This is a genomic window from Aporhodopirellula rubra, from assembly GCF_014192335.1.
In the GTDB taxonomy this organism is placed as follows: Bacteria; Planctomycetota; Planctomycetia; order Pirellulales; family Pirellulaceae; genus Rhodopirellula; species Rhodopirellula rubra.
This window is the reverse complement of the sequence record NZ_JACHXU010000012.1, coordinates 227,445-244,707: the sequence shown is the minus strand read 5'-3', so window position 1 is coordinate 244,707 and position 17,263 is coordinate 227,445. Positions and strand designations below refer to the sequence as shown.

General features: G+C 55.4%; 14 protein-coding genes. 11 read left to right on the top strand and 3 right to left on the bottom strand.

The genetic code is table 11. The features are described from left to right. Positions 1-243 precede the first annotated feature (243 nt). The 4 genes from FHS27_RS17470 (at position 244) to FHS27_RS17455 (ending at position 7,378) form a co-directional block, all read left to right on the top strand. On the top strand, positions 244-2,220 hold the full coding sequence (locus FHS27_RS17470; protein ID WP_315854605.1) for a TolC family protein: 1,977 nt from the start codon (positions 244-246) through the stop codon (positions 2,218-2,220). Positions 2,221-2,267: 47 nt separating this feature from the next. Continuing rightward, positions 2,268-3,167, top strand: a complete 900-nt coding sequence (locus tag FHS27_RS17465; RefSeq protein ID WP_184306158.1) for an efflux RND transporter periplasmic adaptor subunit — start codon at positions 2,268-2,270, stop codon at positions 3,165-3,167. Between the two features lie 144 nt (positions 3,168-3,311). Beyond that, positions 3,312-4,916, top strand: a complete 1,605-nt coding sequence (locus FHS27_RS17460) for an efflux RND transporter periplasmic adaptor subunit (protein ID WP_184306180.1) — start codon at positions 3,312-3,314, stop codon at positions 4,914-4,916. Beyond that, on the top strand, positions 4,916-7,378 hold the full coding sequence (locus FHS27_RS17455) for a site-2 protease family protein (RefSeq protein WP_184306157.1): 2,463 nt from the start codon (positions 4,916-4,918) through the stop codon (positions 7,376-7,378). The genes FHS27_RS17460 and FHS27_RS17455 overlap by 1 nt, the downstream gene beginning before the upstream one ends. A 233-nt stretch (positions 7,379-7,611) precedes the next feature. On the opposite strand, the gene FHS27_RS17450 is transcribed toward FHS27_RS17455, so the two are convergent. Continuing rightward, positions 7,612-7,995, bottom strand: coding sequence for a hypothetical protein (locus FHS27_RS17450; protein ID WP_184306156.1), 384 nt, complete (start codon positions 7,993-7,995; stop codon positions 7,612-7,614). 163 nt (positions 7,996-8,158) lie between these two features. After that, complete coding sequence (locus tag FHS27_RS17445; RefSeq protein ID WP_184306155.1) at positions 8,159-8,302, bottom strand: hypothetical protein; 144 nt, start codon at positions 8,300-8,302, stop codon at positions 8,159-8,161. Positions 8,303-8,480: 178 nt separating this feature from the next. Here FHS27_RS17445 and FHS27_RS17440 point away from each other — a divergent pair, with 178 nt between their 5' ends. The 4 genes from FHS27_RS17440 to FHS27_RS17425 all read left to right on the top strand — a co-directional run bounded on the left by FHS27_RS17440 (position 8,481) and on the right by FHS27_RS17425 (position 12,294). Further along, entirely contained in the window at positions 8,481-9,482 is a 1,002-nt protein-coding gene (locus FHS27_RS17440) for a sugar phosphate isomerase/epimerase family protein (RefSeq protein WP_044251760.1), read from the top strand. After that, positions 9,479-9,682: a sulfur carrier protein ThiS gene (thiS, locus tag FHS27_RS17435; protein ID WP_009094900.1), complete on the top strand. Its 204-nt coding sequence runs from the start codon at positions 9,479-9,481 to the stop codon at positions 9,680-9,682. The genes FHS27_RS17440 and thiS overlap by 4 nt, the downstream gene beginning before the upstream one ends. A 468-nt stretch (positions 9,683-10,150) precedes the next feature. Next, complete coding sequence (locus FHS27_RS17430; RefSeq protein WP_184306154.1) at positions 10,151-11,566, top strand: hypothetical protein; 1,416 nt, start codon at positions 10,151-10,153, stop codon at positions 11,564-11,566. Positions 11,567-12,153: 587 nt separating this feature from the next. Beyond that, positions 12,154-12,294: a hypothetical protein gene (locus FHS27_RS17425; RefSeq protein WP_184306153.1), complete on the top strand. Its 141-nt coding sequence runs from the start codon at positions 12,154-12,156 to the stop codon at positions 12,292-12,294. Between the two features lie 320 nt (positions 12,295-12,614). Here FHS27_RS17425 and FHS27_RS17420 read toward each other — a convergent pair whose 3' ends face one another. Continuing rightward, complete coding sequence (locus tag FHS27_RS17420; RefSeq protein ID WP_184306152.1) at positions 12,615-14,162, bottom strand: sensor domain-containing diguanylate cyclase; 1,548 nt, start codon at positions 14,160-14,162, stop codon at positions 12,615-12,617. A 922-nt stretch (positions 14,163-15,084) separates the two neighbouring features. Between FHS27_RS17420 and FHS27_RS17415 the strand changes: the two genes are divergently transcribed. The 3 genes from FHS27_RS17415 (at position 15,085) to FHS27_RS30820 (ending at position 16,984) form a co-directional block, all read left to right on the top strand. Continuing rightward, positions 15,085-15,330 carry a hypothetical protein gene (locus tag FHS27_RS17415; protein ID WP_184306151.1) on the top strand — a complete coding sequence of 82 codons (246 nt, stop codon included), beginning with the start codon at positions 15,085-15,087 and terminating at the stop codon, positions 15,328-15,330. A gap of 494 nt (positions 15,331-15,824) precedes the next feature. Next, complete coding sequence (locus tag FHS27_RS17410; protein WP_184306150.1) at positions 15,825-16,058, top strand: hypothetical protein; 234 nt, start codon at positions 15,825-15,827, stop codon at positions 16,056-16,058. A 647-nt stretch (positions 16,059-16,705) separates the two neighbouring features. Then, entirely contained in the window at positions 16,706-16,984 is a 279-nt protein-coding gene (locus FHS27_RS30820; RefSeq protein ID WP_221225175.1) for a hypothetical protein, read from the top strand. Positions 16,985-17,263: the final 279 nt, after the last annotated feature.

Here is a 17,263-nt window from a genome sequence, read left to right as displayed (position 1 = left end):
CGCCGCGATTACCGACTCGTGCGATTCCTGCGAATCGCATCGGGATCACGTGCGCACGTGACAAAACGAAGCTCAAAACGTCTTCTGGTGGCAATGTTTGCCGTTTCTACGACCGTGTTGGCTGGATATTGGATGGCGTCAGGGGCAGACGCCGCCGATTCCGGAGCACGATCGAGAACGTCATTCTGGGGAAGGCGAGGATCTGAAACGATTGCGTCCGGGGATGCGCGCGCCGATCGCAACGTGAGTCCGTCTCACGAGATCGTAAAACCGTATACGGATAACGTGGATGCATCGTTTGAAGCTTTCTTAGCGGCCGTGTCGCAGAAAGAAAATTCAGCGATCGCGCCGGTCGAGACGGTTGTGCAGGACGAGTCCGTTGGCCAACGGTGGAGCATTCCGGCAACAGCACCGCCGACGGACAGGTGGACGGCGACGGCAATGCCGGTCGCGCCTGCAAGAGCGACACCACCCCATGCAGCGATCGCACCGGCAGAGAGATCCGCCGCGACACCGGACGCGGCAATCGGAGAAGAACCGTGGTGGCAGGAGCGTGTGCACGGTTACCTGCTCGACGCGCCGAACTATTTGCAGTTTGACGTGGCAACAATGTTGACCGACACGTTGCAATCGAGCCCGCGGATTTCCGCGATCAGCAATCGGACCTCGATCGCCTACGAGAAAATCATTCAACAAGATGCCGCGTTCGATCCTGCCGTCCTGCTCGAAACGGGAGTGAACCGTGTCAACGATCCGGTCGGCAGCACCTTGACGACCGGCGGACCACCTCGCTTGATTCAAGATTCTTGGACCGCCAACGCCGGAGTGCGAAAGCTGACGCGTCAAGGGACGGTGATTGATTTAAGCCAAGAGGTCGGAACGCTGACGAGTAACAGTATTTTCTTCGATCCGGCTCACCAAGGTAATTCGCGGCTGAACCTCAGCATCACGCAGCCGCTCATGGCGACCAGTGGCAAGGTCTATAACACGCGATTGGTTACTGCTGCGTCGATCGACAGTCGGATCGCGTGGCAACAGTTGAGGTTGGATCTCGAGGGGCACCTTGTTGAAACACTGTCTGCGTTCTGGCGATTGCACGAACGACGCAGTCACTATGTTCAGCAACTCGCGTTAATCGAACGTGGCGAGCGAATCGGGGCGATCGTTTCGGCACGTGGGGATTACGATTCCGGGCCGTTGCAGGAGATCAAGATCCAACGTCGGTTGGCGTCGGACAATGACCGCAGGATCGAGCTCCGCGCCGAAGTGCAGCGTTTGCAAGTGCGTTTGAAAACGTTGGTGGGCAGTCCACTGTTGATTTCCCTCGACGACTCGATCGAACTGATTCCGACCGCACAGCCGAACTTTCCTGAAGAACCAATCAATGTGCGGGACTGTATTGTTCGCGGTCTTGAGTACCGCGGTGATGTTCAAGCCGCGACTGAACAGCTCGCCTCGGCGGGACTCGATGTCAACGTGACTCGCAATGAATTGATGCCACGGCTCAATGCGGTCATCGAAGCCTATCTCGCTGGGCTCAGCTCGAACAACAACATCGGGCAATCGTGGGTGAACCAGTACACCGACGGCGGGCCGGGGATCACGGCGGCGTTGACTTACAACCTTCCGTGGGGCAGGCGAGCGGCGAAGAGTCGGCATCGCGAAGCCCAATTGAGGTATCGCCAACGTGGTGATGAATTACGCGATGCGTTGTTGACGGCGAGACGAGAGATCGAGACGTCGGTTATTCGTGTGAAAGCCGGTGCGGATCTTCGTCGCAGCAAAGCAGCGACATTGGCGGCCGCCGTGCGTGAAGAAGCCGTTGCGACGAAACGGTGGGAGATGCTCGCCGGCGACGGAGGCCCCACGGCCCTGATTCTCGAAGATCTCCTCGAGACGCAGAAACGACGTACCGAAGCGGAGCAATCCTACGTGTCGGCGCAGGTCAATTACATCCTCGAACTCATTGCTCTTCAACAAGCAATGGGAACCTTCCTCATCCGCGAAGGTGTCGAGCCGATCCGACCGGGCAACAGTATCGGGGTAGAAGTCCTGCAAACGGCGCCGATCGATGAACGCCAACTGTCACTCGAAACGTGGGCCCAACCGTTGCCCGAATCGCCGAACGACGAAGATCAATCCGGGGAATCGTTGATTGCGGAACCACGCATGATCGAACTCGATCTCAACGACAACCTGAACGGAGAAATCTCCCCGTGAGTTTGCACATGTCCGAGAACATTCAGAACATTAACGTGAGAGCTAAAATGAATCGTCTGTACCCTGCGGCGATCCTGATGAGCGTCTTCGTCACGATGGTCGCCGCAACATCGCCGGTCAACGCGGCGGATCCGACCGCGTTGACTCACACCAGCTACGAAGGATTCGCCGAAGCGATTCGTGATGTTGAACTCAGTACCGATGAGTTCGGCCAACTGGTCGCGGTTCCGGTGGAACTCGGGCAATTGGTCCGTGAGGGACAACTGCTCGCGCAGCTCGACGACGGGATCCAGCGGGCCGCGGCTGAGGTAGCGATGATGCAAGCGTCGATGGAAGGTGAAGTTAAGTCCGCCGAAGCCGCGCGAACACTGCAGACTTATCGTGTCGAACAGTTGCAAACGCTGCACACCGATCGCATGGCCGGCGCCGAGGAACTCCGCCGGGCAAAGATGGACCTCGAAATGGCCAACGCCCGGTTGCAAATCGCAGTGGAACAGAAACGGCTCCGCGAAACCGAACTCAAACGGTTGGAATTGCAGGTTCAGCAGCGAAGAGTTCTCGCGCCGTTTGATGGGGTTGTTGCGGCGAAACGCCTTGATGCGGGCGCCGCGGTCACTCCCGGGAACGCCGCCATTTTGCGTTTGATTCGAACGGATGTGTTGATCGGAGTCTTCAACGTGCCGGCGGAGTCTTCGTTTGCGATGCGGCCTGGAATGGCAGCCCAAGTTTACTTTCGCGCGGCACGGCAAACCGTCGACGCCGAGATCGAGTCGATTGCACCGGCGATCAATGGCGAAAGCGGCACGGTGTTGATCCGTGTTTTGATTCCGAATCCCGAAAACCAACTCCGCCCCGGAGATCGACTGTCGATGCGGATCACACCGGGGCAAACACTGCCGGATGTTGTTCCTGGTCAAGCATCGCTGCGCGGCGCGACGAGACGCTAAGAACCTGTCCGCTCTCCGGTCATCCCAATCAATCCAGCAGAATTCGAAAAACGACTTCCGAAGGTACAACGTATCATGCATTCCAGCTCACCTGTCACTCACGGCAATCCAAAAGCAACGGCCAATCCCGTCGCATCGCCCGTGATGCGCAGTGGTGCGGCAAACGGCAGTGCTGACGTGCAATCGGTGGTTCAGTCGAATCCACAAGACGGCAGGAAAGTGCATCCGTCTGCGCCGGAGCAAGAGATGATTGCGCTGCGAACGGCAGCAACGATGGCGGCGCGTCAGTTCAAACTCTTGTGGCATCCGCTGCTGACGGGGATCGCCGCGTCTCCGGATCGAGACGTGGCGGCTCAATGCATCGTTACTCAGATCGCGGAAAGGCTTCCCGATCATACGGTGCGATTGGGTTGGGGGATCCGTGGCGGCGACGCGGAACGCGGCGGGCGGTTGTCGCGTTTGCTCGACTCACGACTTGGTTGGCTCGGTGCGGACAATTCGATCTATCAATCGCTGAAGAGCCGTCTCGAAAAGAATCCGACGCCCGAAGAATTGAAGGCGATCGTTCGCTGGGAGTCGGCAAACCTCGTTGTGGAATTGATTCCAAAAAAATCACAGGATGCCGGTGCCGATCAAGAGACGGGTGTCGACCCGAATGCTGCCAACTCGAATGCTGCTAATCGGAGTGGTGTTGAATCGTTCGGTCGCATTTGGATTCGTCCGCCTCAGGGCGACAACACGGTCTTGAAACGCTTTGCGGAGATGTTGCCCAAAGAAGCGGTAGATGCAACGGCGACGGTCTTTTTTAGTCGTCCTGCCAGCGGCCAACTCGGACGAATCGCCAGTGTGTTGTCGCGGTGGTGGTCCAAGCGGGGAACGTTCGGTATCGCCGCACTGCTGGTTCTGATGTTGGCATGCATTCCCGTTTCCTATCGCATTCCTGCCGCGGCGACGGTCACGGCGATGAATTCACGCCGGGTTGCCGCGCCGATTGACGCGACACTTTTAGTGGCCCACGTTCAACCGGGGGATCGTGTTTCCAAGGGCGATCCGTTGATCGAACTCGACGGGCGGCCCTTACGCATCGAACTCGAAGCGATCACTTCGGAAATCGCTGAAGCGACCAAGGACGAAGACATCGGATTGGCGAGCGGGCAGATCGCGCAAGCTCAATTAGCAGGACTGAAACGTAAATCACTGTCGCGCCGCCGTGAGTTAATTACTCGACGTCTGAGTCAATTGATTGTTACCAGTCCGATTGATGGAGTCGTGATTCAAGGCGACCTGCAGCATTCACTCGGGACGCCGTTGGAGATCGGTCAAACGCTGCTTGAAATCGCACCCAACGGCAGTTTGGAGGTCGAGCTGGAAATTCCAGAAGTTGAGATCGGATTCGTTGAACACAACGCGCCCGTCGAATTCTACTTTCCCGCCGTGGGGCGAACCGATTTCCGTTCACAGATCGGATCAATTTGGCCATCGGCAACCATCCGTGACGACGAAAACGTCTTCATCGCCAAAACACCGATGCCAACGATGGACGAACGGGTATCCGTTGATCATGACATGTTCCTCGAACCCGAAACGCCGATGTTCGTGTCGCAGCAAATGACTAACGATGAGACGTCCGCGACCGAGTTGCGGGTGGGGATGCGGGGTGAAGCCGTTGTTCTCGGGCCGACGCGTCCCTGGGTTTGGAAGTGGGTTCGTGTTCCGCTGCGCAAGATCGGTTGGGTGGTCGGATGGTAATGCGCGAGCCAACAGGCAGTGATTCGCAAACGTCTCGCGACGTGACTGCGAATAATGAAAGCGAGCCCTTCTTCGCGAAAGCGGGATGGTCGGTGTTGCCTGACGCTGCGCCGGAGAAAGACAATCGGGCGTCGCCGAATCCCGATTCTGTACCGAATGATTCATCCGCGAGCCGCGTCGCGGAAACGAACGCAACGGCCGAGGCAACGCCGCAGCCTGTGCCTGCTTCGCCGACGATGATCCAAATCGATCCCGACGTCGAGTTTACGCCGATCGAGATCGCTGGTATTTCGATGGCCCGGTGCGTGCACGCGGGGACCGGAGTCCATTTTCAGTTTGGTGCCGCTGAATACCACGTCGCCATGATGCTCGATGGCACACGATCGGTCACCGAAATTGTTCAGCAACTCAGTGATGACGGGTTGGATTGGACGCCGCAGGATGTTGCCGACTTCATCGGTGTTCTCGTCGCACAAAAAATCGCGATCACGCAATCCCCCGCTGCGGACCCCACAGTCGAAACGCCATCAATCGAGCGTGCCCTCGCGAGTGAATCGCAGCCGAGTTCTGTGGAGACTCTGTTTGACAAAGAACAGACCGAACCACGACAGCAACGACCGAGTCCCGAGGGTGCGACGGAAGCCAAAAGTCGTGTGGCTGCCCTGTTCGCCTCGCTGGTGACCTGGTGCAGCTACGTGATCAGTCTCCGGTTGCCGCTTTTGCACGCCGCTCCTTGGGCCAAACGCGTGACGCCGATCGTCCGACCATTGCTCGGCGGGTACGTGAGGGTGTTAGCCTGCGTTGGGATTGTCGTCTCGATGCTGTTCGCCGCGTCGCAGCATTCGAGGTTGAGTGGAGAATTGCTGCGGATCTTTGATTCCAACCAATGGTTGGTGATGATTGGTGCCTGGATGGTATTGAAGGTCATCCACGAAACGGGACACGCTTGCACGGCATGTCATTATGGAGTCCGCGTAGGTCGGGCCGGTGTGATGTTCTTTTTGTTCGCACCTTTGGCATACGTCGACGTAACGGACGCGTGGAAATTGCCTCAGCGGCGATCTCGTGTCGCGATCGCGTTGGGGGGCGTGTACTTCGAGTTGATCTGCGCCAGCATCGCGTTGTGGGTTTGGTGGTTGTTTCCCGGTGGAGTGATCGCTCACGTTGCGGCGCAAGTCTTTTTTCTCGCAGGACCCGCCACGCTGCTCGTCAACGCCAACCCGTTGCTCAGGTTGGACGGCTACTACGTGGTTTCGGATCTCGTTGACATTCCCAACCTCCGCGAGCAAGGACGCAAACTCCTGGGCGGACGTATCGAGCATCGTTTGTTCGGACTCGTTCCGGCGGCGAGTCATCTGTCTGGATGGCGGAGTGGTTTCGCGACCCTGCACGCCGCCGCGTCGATTGTCTTCCAATTCGTCTGGATGGGCGGTTTGGTAATTGTGGTGTCGATGTGGGCTGGGCCTCTCGGATTATTAGTCGCCGCTTGTGCGTTGATGTTGTGGGCGGTGATTCCCGCGACACGATGGTGCTACCGGATTTGGACATATACCGGATCCGGCGAATCATTCTCGCGTGGTTCACACCGTCGGCGGATCGCGTGGGTTGCCTTAACAATCATGACGATCGGTCAATTCTTCTTGGCGCTCCCCTCGCCGCTAATCGTCGAGGTTCCCGTCGTAGCGAGATTCTCCGGCGAAGAGGTCCTGCGATCTCCGGTGAGCGGGTTTGTACGCCACGTTTATTGGAATACGGGAGAGTTCGTTAGGGCGGGCCAAGTGGTTATGCAGATCGAGAACGAGGAGATCGAAGTTCAACGCGATGAGATTCAGTTTCAGTTGGAAGCCGAAGCGATCAAGTGGCAACGCAACGAACACAGTGAATTGTTGGGACTCGCCGAGGCGTCGACTCAGCGAAGTGAAAGCCTCCGCCGCAAACTCGTCGAGTTGGACGAACAGGTTGCATCGTTGAAAGTGAAAGCGACGCGTGATGGTGAGATTTTGACGCCGCTGATCCATCAACTCAATGATCAATTCGTTTCCGTCGGCGATGAGTTGACACGAATCGGGAACCGGTCGCACAAAGAATTGCTATTGTCGATCGGTGAAGAGGAAATGAACGCGTATCGCGAGGCGTTCGTTAAACAGCAGCCTCTTCGAGTTTGCTTCCGCGGTGGCCAATGGCTCGACATCATTCCGACGGAGATGCGTCCTCGAGGCAGTGTCACGGTATCGCATCCGGCACTCGCGGCGAGTGCGGGAGGTCCGGTACCGGTCGTTCCGAACACGGCGGCCCGACAAGGTGCCCCAACCGTTGAGTGGATCTCGCCTCGTTTTGAGGCCATCATCGAATTGCCGCCCAGCAAAGCGGACGCGGTACGGTGCGGCGAAGTCGGATACCTCGCACTTCAGGACAAACGGTCGCTGGCACGCCGGTTTTGGATCTGGCTAGGCGGCAGTTAGGTTTCCGGCCACACTCCCTGTTCCGGTACCGGGCTGGACGCAGGGTTTCCAAACGCTTCGCTCAATAAGACGGCGTCTCCTCTCGCCGACTCCTCGTTGCTCCACTTTTTACGAATCGTTTGTGTGAGCCGTGTCGATGTCAGCCGCGTCACTGTTCGCCGCATTGAAAATTCGCTGCTTATTGTCGCATGATGAAGGTGATTTTTCACGCTTTCACGCGATGCTCCACCTGCTCACTCGGGCAGAGCGAGTGCATCGCGAGGACCGGCTGAACCAACCGGCAAGGCCAGCTCATTGGGAGGTGTGATTGGGTCGGAGGAAGCATCACTGTCTGCGTTTTCCGCTCGGTATGCTTCTGCTTCTTCGCGGGCCAACGCATTTTTTCGATCCATCGCGTCTTTGTAGGGGCCGGCGTTGTAGAACTCTTCCATTTTCGCTTCCTCCTCCGCAATCAGGTCGCGAGTCTTTTGGATTTCTTCTTCCGTCGCATTTTCCAAAACGTTGGTCGTCTTGGGTTGCTCGATGGTTTCCGGGGAACTGAGTGCCTCCTCGATTCCGCATCCGAGGGTCAGAGAGAGGGCGAGGCAACAAACGGACGAAACGACAGTCTTTTTCAATGGAGGTTTCCGAATTCGAGACAAGGATGAGATTGAATAGGATTGGGCGTGGACACTGCAATTGTGTTCCGACCCTTTGCGAGGAAGCTGAGCGACTCGGGCAGCTTAACAGTAACGATGCATGGGGATGACACCATTGTCTCGGACACGTTCCCAGGGCGATTTAGCACTTTGGGATCGAACCGTTTTGGACAACGCCCCGCTGGTCCGTTTCGATCGGGCAACCCGGATCGACAAAGTGCATCCACACGGCATGTTTCTCGTATTCCAACTGCGTTTTTTCGTTGGGCAGTACCTGAAACAGCATGACGATGCGATCCTCTCGTTCGGTTTCGGTTACCGTAGGAAATCGATGCGGGGGAATTGGGGGGCCCACCGGCGACCATTCTATCCCCTGATTGCCCTTAAGGGTAATTGTGGCGCAAAATGATCGCCGCACGCTGTATCACTCGCTCAACCCGTTTTCAATCTCAGGAGCATCCTCAATGCCTCGTCCCGTCACACTTTTTACCGGTCAGTGGGCCGATTTGCCGATCAACGAAATGGCTGCGATGACCGCGGACTTCGGCTATGACGGCATCGAATTGGCCTGTTGGGGCGATCACTTCGAAGTCGACCGAGCGTTGGCCGAAGACGATTATTGCGACAAACACCACGCGTTGCTCGAAAAAAACAATCTGCAGTGCCGGGCAATCAGTGCTCACCTCGTCGGCCAAGCCGTGCTGGACAATATCGACGAACGCCACCAAGCGATCCTTCCCGACTATGTTTGGGGTGACGGTGACCCGGCGGGCGTGAACCAAAGGGCGGCCGAAGAGCTCGCCAACACCGCACGTGCGGCTCAGAAATTCGGCGTCGATGTGGTCAATGGATTTACCGGCAGCAGCATCTGGCATCTGCTGTATTCGTTCCCACCGGTTCCGCAAAAGATGATCGACGCGGGATTCGAATTGCTCGCCGAGCGTTTCAATCCGATCCTCGACGTGTTCGGCCAGTGCGGTGTTCGATTTGCTCTGGAAGTTCACCCCACCGAAATCGCGTTCGATATTCACACCGCTCAAAAGGCCCTCGAAGCACTCGACCATCGCCCCGAGTTCGGGTTTAACTTCGACCCGAGCCATTTGATTTGGCAGGGAATCGACCCGGTTGAATTCATTCGTGCATTCCCCGATCGCATTTACCATGTCCATATCAAGGACGCGATTGTCACCCTCGACGGCAAATCGGGCATCAATTGCAGCCACCTGAACTTTGGCGACCCACGACGCGGATGGGATTTCCGCAGCCCCGGTCGTGGCGGCGTGAACTTCGAAGAAATCATCCGTGCTCTCAACGTAATCGACTACCAAGGTCCGTTGTCGATCGAATGGGAAGATTCCGGAATGGAACGGACGTTTGGTGCTCGCGAAGCATGTGCGTTCACGAAGAAGCTTGACTTCTCGCCGTCCAACGTGGCCTTCGACGCCGCCTTTGACGAAGCCTCATGATTCGGATCACAGTCAACGGGAAACCTACCGAAGTCGATCGGCCGATGTCGATCGACGAGCTGATCAAGAGCGTCGAGGTGCCCAAAAACTATCTTGCCGTGGAAGTGAACGAGGACGTCGTTCCGCGTGAACAGCACGGCGAATACGTCGTCAACGAAGGCGATCGTGTCGAGGTCGTGACCCTCGTCGGTGGCGGTTAGACCGATTCCGTATTAAATGTAGCCACCGTCGTCCGGCGGTGGTGCACAATCCAGGTAGACGCAGCCTCCCACGAACCTATGCCGTTTACGGTAAGTCGCGAACCGCATCGCCAATCGGATTCAAAACGGCATCTCGACAAAAGTTCATCGTAAAAAACGGCACTGCGATGAAAATTCTTTGTGAAGGTTGATCGCCGACGCGCTCGGCCGAGATTGCCGGTCGAGTGGTGCGGCGGAGGTGTGAGTAGGGAGTTAACGCATCAACCGTGTAAATTCACCGAGCGGTGCGACTCCGCACCTCCACCACTAAAACAACGGGAGCCCCGCTGCGTGAAATGAGCGTGTGGATCTCGCGTGAACCCTCGCGGAAGGCATCCGGGCGTTGGTTGATTGGGGCAGGGCGTGAAAGTAGACTCGTGGCGACCGTCACGATCCATTCCGACACCTCTGCACCCTGGCTCCGAGAAGATGTTTTCAAATTTTGCACGGCTTTTTGCATCGATCTGCGTCTGCGCGAGCCTGTTTGCCTCCGCGAATGCCCAAGATACCAAGCTCGCGAAACTGCTCGAACAGTCGCCGTCGCCCGCCAACGCGATCGCATACGTTCACGTTCCCTCGCTCAATCAATTGATGAGCGACGCGGAGTTTTCGTCGCGGTTGACCGAGCAAGTCGCCGATATTTGGCTGATTTCGGATTTAGATTTGTCGTCGCTACGTCCTCGCTGGGAAGCCGGATACGTGACAACGAAAACGGCCCCCGATGCAGAGAAGATCGCCGCTGCGGTCGACGGCTATGTCGATTCGATCATCGGAACACCGATCGTGTGGTCGCCACGCCAGTCCTATTTGATCCCTTTGGAAAACAATCGCCTCGGTTTCCTACGTCCCGCAAACCGATCTTTGTTGTCTCGCTGGATCCAGTCCGACGCGAACATCAACGACTCGAGCTATTTGGCGGAATTGTCTAAACAGAACGAGTCGTATCTCTCGTTCATGATTGCCGCCGACGTACGCAATCTTATCTCGCCCGTGCCTTTGGCCGCTAAGCTCGAAAAGTTCACGTCGTTGAAATCAAACCAACCCGACGCCGTGGCCAGTACGTTGGCGTCGATCAAAGGGTTCAGCGTGATCATCGGACGCAAGAGTCTGAAGCAGTGCATCTTTACTCTCGACTTTGATAAATCACCAGCCAGCCTCAAGCAGATCGCCAATGAGTTGCTCGCGGAGATTCTCGAACGCAATGGCACCGCCGCCCCCGAAGTGTTGTCGTGGGAAGTCAAATCGGAAGGCAACCAACTCGCATTCAGCGGCGCGATCACGGAAGCTTCTTTGGGTGGTTTGTTGAACATCTTCACGCTGTCCAATGAAGCGAACAACGTTTCGGATCGCTTGCTCAAACTCACCGATTCGCCGGGCTCGGCGAGCGAACAGGTGGCCTACACGACGAAGCATTACTTTGAGGAAGTTAACAAGTCGATCGAGCAGGTCCGCAAACACAAATCGCAGACGACGGGCGGACTGGCAAAGTGGAACGATCAACAGGCTCGCCGTCTCGACGAAATGGGAACCCTGAATGTTGATCCCGTGATGGTGCAATACGGCAGTGACGTCGCTGAGTTGCTGCGAGGCAATGCGTTAACGGTACGCTCGGGTAACATTGAAGCCGGGAAGACGAAAGCGAGTCAGGGACTCTCGAGCGGAACGTATTACGGTTACGGATACGGTTACTACGACCCTAACTCGTCCGCCGACTATCAACGCGTCACCGACGCGTACGCACGAGGCAACGCCTACGCTGATTTCCGCGGCGTGCTCTCACAGATCGATAAGATGACCGCATCGATACGTCGGCAAATGACCGACAAGTACAAGATGCAGTTCTAAAGCACCTCTACTTTTACCGTACCCACCGTAGCAAAACGGTGGACCACGTTCAGGCGAGCTGAGCCGTTCAACAAGAACGGCATGCGGGAACCCAAACGCGAGGTGCAGCACCCTAGTCGCCAAATTGCTCCGCAATTTGTCCCCGCAACTCCGTTCACTAACCAACCCCACCTGCAGTCTCCCCAGGCCTGAAAGGCCGACACAACGATTGCCGGTGGAGTTAACCACCGGTCACCTCGACACAAATTCCGAGCAGACATAGTCGCCAAATTGCTCCCCAACTTGTCCCCACAACTCCCCTTCACTAACCAACCCCACCTGCAGTCTCCCCAGGCCTGAAAGGCCGACACAACGATTGCCGGTGGTGTTAACCACCGGTCACCTCGACCCAAAATCCGAGCAACCCTAGTCGCCAAATTGCTCCGCAATTTGTCCCCACAACTCCCCTTCACTAACCAACCCCACCTGCAGTCTCTCCAGGCCTGAAAGGTCGACACAACGATTGCCGGTGGTGTTAACCACCGGTCACCTTGATCATCTCATTACCGCTGAGCGAAATCCCCGGGCCCCAGAAAACACTGATTCCAATGACCGCAGATCGATCGGAAAAACTGTCCGGTGAACACGAGACCTGTCTCATCGCAATCCTGGCATCGGAAGCCGGCAACCCGGTTTCAATGCGAGATAGCTATCCGCGTGCCAAGATCAGCCTCATATTTTCCGACTAGGGCGAACACCGCAGAACCACATCCTCTACGCGGAGCATGACTCGTGTTCCTGCTCGGAAAGGTCTCGAGTTCCAGGGTGACGTCGAAGCAAAGGCAGGGACGCCGATGAAGTTGACCGTGCGATTTTCGGCGAGAGTTTTGCGTTTTCATCAGGCGACCCAAACAGCCCGACACGATTGACCGCTGCAAGCACATGTGTTTCCGCCTTGGCGAGCACCGGTCAAAGATCAGTTTGAGTTGCCACTTGGACTCGAGCGGCTAAACGCCAACGCACGCAATTGATGGCGATTCTTCAGAAGATGCCATCCCAACTCTAGGAATCAGTTGACGATTCCGCTGAGTCCTTGGTTACTGCCAAATCCTACGTGTGGCAGTGCAGAGGCGGACACGACTTTCGAGGAGGTTTCATTTCCTTTTGAAACCATGGACCGAAATTCGACAACGCGATTTCTCCCCGCAGCTTTTGCCGCATAAAGCGCCTGATCTGCTGTTGAAATCATCTTTTCGATAGTGTCCGCGTCGGAGGGGTAGAAAGAAAGGCCTATCGAAGCCGTCACATTTCCAAGTGGCTTACGGCCAAGTTCAATGGCCAGTTTGGATACCTTTTTGCGTATGTCCTCCGCACGAGCGATTCCACTGGCTTCATCAGTGTCGACCAACACGATCATGAATTCTTCTCCTCCATAGCGGCATGGCAAATCCACGCTCCGGACTGATTGACGCAACAGCGAACCCACTTCACGTAACACAATGTCTCCTGCCTCGTGTCCATAGGTGTCGTTGAATCGCTTGAAATGATCAATGTCCAGCATCAACACCGCAACCGTATTGCCGTCTCTCTTTGCTCTGCAAACTTCTCGATCTAGGTTGTCCAGCAAAAATCGGCGGTTGTATAGTTGTGTGAGTGGATCCCTGGTCGATTGATGCTGTAGCGTTTCCCGCAGCTTCAGGTTCGCAATTGCCAAGGCTGTTTGGTCTGCAGTGGTTTTCGCTAGGCAGCTGTTCAGCCCGCCTCGGGTTTCGTCTTCAATGCCTTTATTGTGAAAGCATACGTTCATCACGCCTAGCACTTCGCCATAGGCAATCATCGGAATGCAAGCGTAGCCAAATTTGATGGAACACGTTTTGGTATTCGGGCAGAGCGAACCGGATTCGCAGGGGGACTCAATATGTGGTTTTCCGCGTCGCAACGCCCAGCATTCGTGGGGTGAAAACATGCGATTCAGCGTTGCTGATTCCCCCCAAGATACAAATGGTTCAACAACGTTTCTTGACTCGCTGATCAAACCTATCGAAACCGATGCATCAGGAAACAGCAAGCCACCATAGCGTTTCAAAATCGGGACTGTTTCATCGATCGTCTTGCATACTTGCAAGTGATCATTCAGTTCGTTCAACCACGTGATTTCACGAGCGGTGCGATTCAATTGCTCGTTTGTACGTTCCAGTTCCGTTGCGTCTTTTCGTTGTTCCGTAATGTCAACAGTGCTTCCGATATAGCCGATGAAGTCACCATCGGCATCGAATTGCGGTTCTCCCATGTCGAGTACATGACGATATTCGCCGTCAAATCTCTGTAGGCGATACTCCAAATGTATGGACCTGCGTTTCCTCAATGATTTTCCTGAGGACTCAAGTACCCAGTCGTGATCGTCAGGGTGTAGCTTCGAGATCCAGGCATCGCCGAGATCACATCCGTCACTCAAGCCGGCAAAACGCATCCACTTCTGATTGTAGAAAACGGGCATCCCCTGATGGTCAATGCACCAAAGCATTGCGGGCGCGTTGTCGACAATTCTTCGCCAAAGTGTCTCCTGGCTCAGCAGCGATGCTAGTGCCTCGCTACTCTTTGTCGCTGTTTCGTCCATTTGTCAGCCGGTTCTAAAAGGGGTGTACGGGTTCTACGAGGTTCGCTTTCTGACTTCAAAAAAATCCTCCGAACCTTAATAGCAATTACCTGCTACACCCCGAATCTTTTCCCGTTACAGAAGTCGTAGGTCAGGGAGTTCATCGTCGGGCGGACCGTCAACGGTTGTTTCTGAAAACTGCGCTCGATGGAACTCTACCCCCTAAGAACGCCCCAACCTTACTAGCGTGAAGAAATTGTCCAATTTTACTCGCATGATGGGACCCTTTAAGCCGTTGCCCCGTCGATGACACCTGTCTGTGACGCTGCAATCGCTATAGAGCTTTCAATCCAAATAATGAGAAAAACAAGGTGGTATATTAGACGTGCTAGAAATGGAATTTCGTGTACATGTCGTGCGGCAGTCTGGCGTATCCAGCGCGGGAGAACGATGTAATCGGTCGCGAGAGTGTCGTTCGCCTATCGCTGGTGTTTTTGTCATTGGGGGTCGTTGGTCATCTATCCATGACTCGCTACATGTGGTTGGTAGCGAATTGCACTCATGCCTCGGCGAGCGGTCAACGATTGTCGCCGCCAATTTCGGCGTCAACTGCCTGTAATTTGTTCGGTTGTATAGGCAAAGTGAAATCGCTGCCGTAACAAAAAATTCTGCTTCCACGTCCGCATCGTCTCCGTTGCAGTGATTTGAAAAAGTGTTTTTCGATATTTGAGTTCACGCCTGGTAATTTCCCGCGCATTAGGAATCGTGTGAATAGGTGCAAATCCATTTCACAGACAACGGGACGATGATGGCAGATGGATGGCATTGGAGGCCAAGAAAGGTTGTCTGGACACTTGAATCTTCTACCCATTTGTCGCGCGACGAGGTAATGCCGGTTGCGGTTGACATTACCAACGCCCTCTCTCTCTCAAGGAATTTAGCAATGTACGTTCCTCCTCCGTGGGCGTTGTTATTGATGCCGTTTTCCGTTTTGGGACCCAAGGCGAGCGTGTTCATGGGAGGACTGCATGGCGCTGTCATCTTTGCGGCGTTCTATGTGGTTTTTCGCTATCTTGGACGCCGTAGTTCGGGGCCATCAATGTATGTCTTGTTCGGATTGGCGACCTATTTCGCGTCAACCCTGGTTTGCAATCTGTACCTTCTCATATGGGCACGAATCTTTGGCTGATTCGCATTACGGCTTGATCCGGTCTGCTTTCGTGCTCACGTTTTCCGCTGGTTTCAATCGCACACGTTCATCGTCGTTGGGCGGACCAAGCGGGGCGCTGTTCCGACCGGCTGTGCTTTCGTTTCGTTCGGGCTTTTCGTGGTCAATTACTACGTGAACCGGGAATGGGGTGATGCTGGTCAGGTTGATCAGCGTTCGACCTCTCCACGCTTCGCTCGACCCTTCTGCCAGGAGGGTGTATTGCGGCATTGCCGGAACCGCGTCGCGTTGCATCTTGATCCGGACTGGGGTCTGGAAATCCAAGTAGTCCGTCGATCTCGGATTCGGTGAAGTGGTAAGATGCTGTCGGTTGCTTCCCGATACACTGTGACGGATTGACGCGCGGTGTCGTGGAGCGGAGAGTGCCGCTGATAATCTCGAGGTTGAAGTCATTCGTCTCCACACGTATCGTGCTTTCGTTATCCATCTGAAATCTCTTTTCCTGGCGAATTAAAATGAATCAACGATTCTTATCGGCCCAGTTGTTGTCGCTGATGCTGGTGGGCGTGGGTGGTTGTTCTCGCAGCGAGTCAGGCCCTAATCCACAATCGGCGACCGAGTTGTCGGGCGAGTCGGTTCCTGCTGGTGGAACGGAAATTCAAGATGCAGTTATCGATCCTGAGGTGGACGCCGGAATGATGGCTGACGAATTTGAACGAAATCATCGCGGCGAGCAAAAGGTCCGTTAGCGGTTGTCGCGTTCGTATGTAGGAGAGAAGAGCCTATTGGCGAATTTGCTGATTGAGCGAACTGCCGCGAGCGTGGGGAAGTCGAGGTCGTTAACGGGATACGGTTCGCTTGGTTCGGTTATTGGCGTAGAACGAATGATTCATCGAGAGATACTAGCTGTAGCATGAGCTCTAAGAATACGCATCCTCTTGTCGCTCGTTCACCTTTGCTCCCGACGAGAAGTGGCTATGTACCGATTGGTGAGCGACTTAACCAGGATGTGTGGCATGATAATTTTGTTCCGAAGTACAGTGCACTCGCGTCTGCACCGCCGAACCGATTGACCTTGATTGGTGTCTGGTTACTGTTTGGACCAATGTGTGGCTTTTCAGCGGTCAGTGCTTGTTTTTGGGTTGCGCAGTCGCGTGATTGGTCGTCGTTGATCGTTTCGGTGATAGGGGCTGCCATGTATTGTCTATTGCCCGCTGCCGTTTTAATTACGCAGTCCCGTCGCTACGTCAATTCGCTCTACACTCGGCGTGAGGACGAATTCGAATAATCCTGTGGCCAACGTTTCTCGTAAGCAGCCGGAATGGCTTGTCGTGGCTTTTCACTATGATGTCAATGGGTGTCGGCGATAGGTGTGCGAAAACGATCTCTCGAATTCATGCTCTCATTTGAATCCCTGTTGGGGTTCGTTGTTGCAACGGTGCTCTTGGCGTTGGCGGCCGGACTCGACAATGTTTTCGTGCTCGCTCAATCAGCGATGAGCGGATTGCCTGCGAGGTTGCTCGTCACGGACGGATTGTGCACGGGGGTGATTGTTCACGCGTTCGCGGTAGCGATTGGCGTTGTGACGCTCATATGCGCATCGACGTGGTCGCATTGCTCAAGTTTGTCGGGGCAGGATACCCGATGGATCTCGCGTGGCTGTCGTTTCGCGTGAGGTGGGACGGTGTCGTCGTTGCCGAGAAGATTGGTCGCGATGCAGTTAATCGCTCTTGGTGCGTGTTTATCCTGGTCGCACTCGTTGTCTTCGCAGGTGTCGTCGCCTTGGTAAGCAGCGGAACACGTGGTTCATGAAATCTGCGGGTGGTCAACCGATTCTGAACCGGATCGATGGTGCTATCTTCGTTGGCCTCACGGTCCAGATCGCTACTGAAAATCTTTAAGGCAATTCTTGCGAGAAACGGGTCTGGACCACGCGTGGTCATGTTGTTGCCTA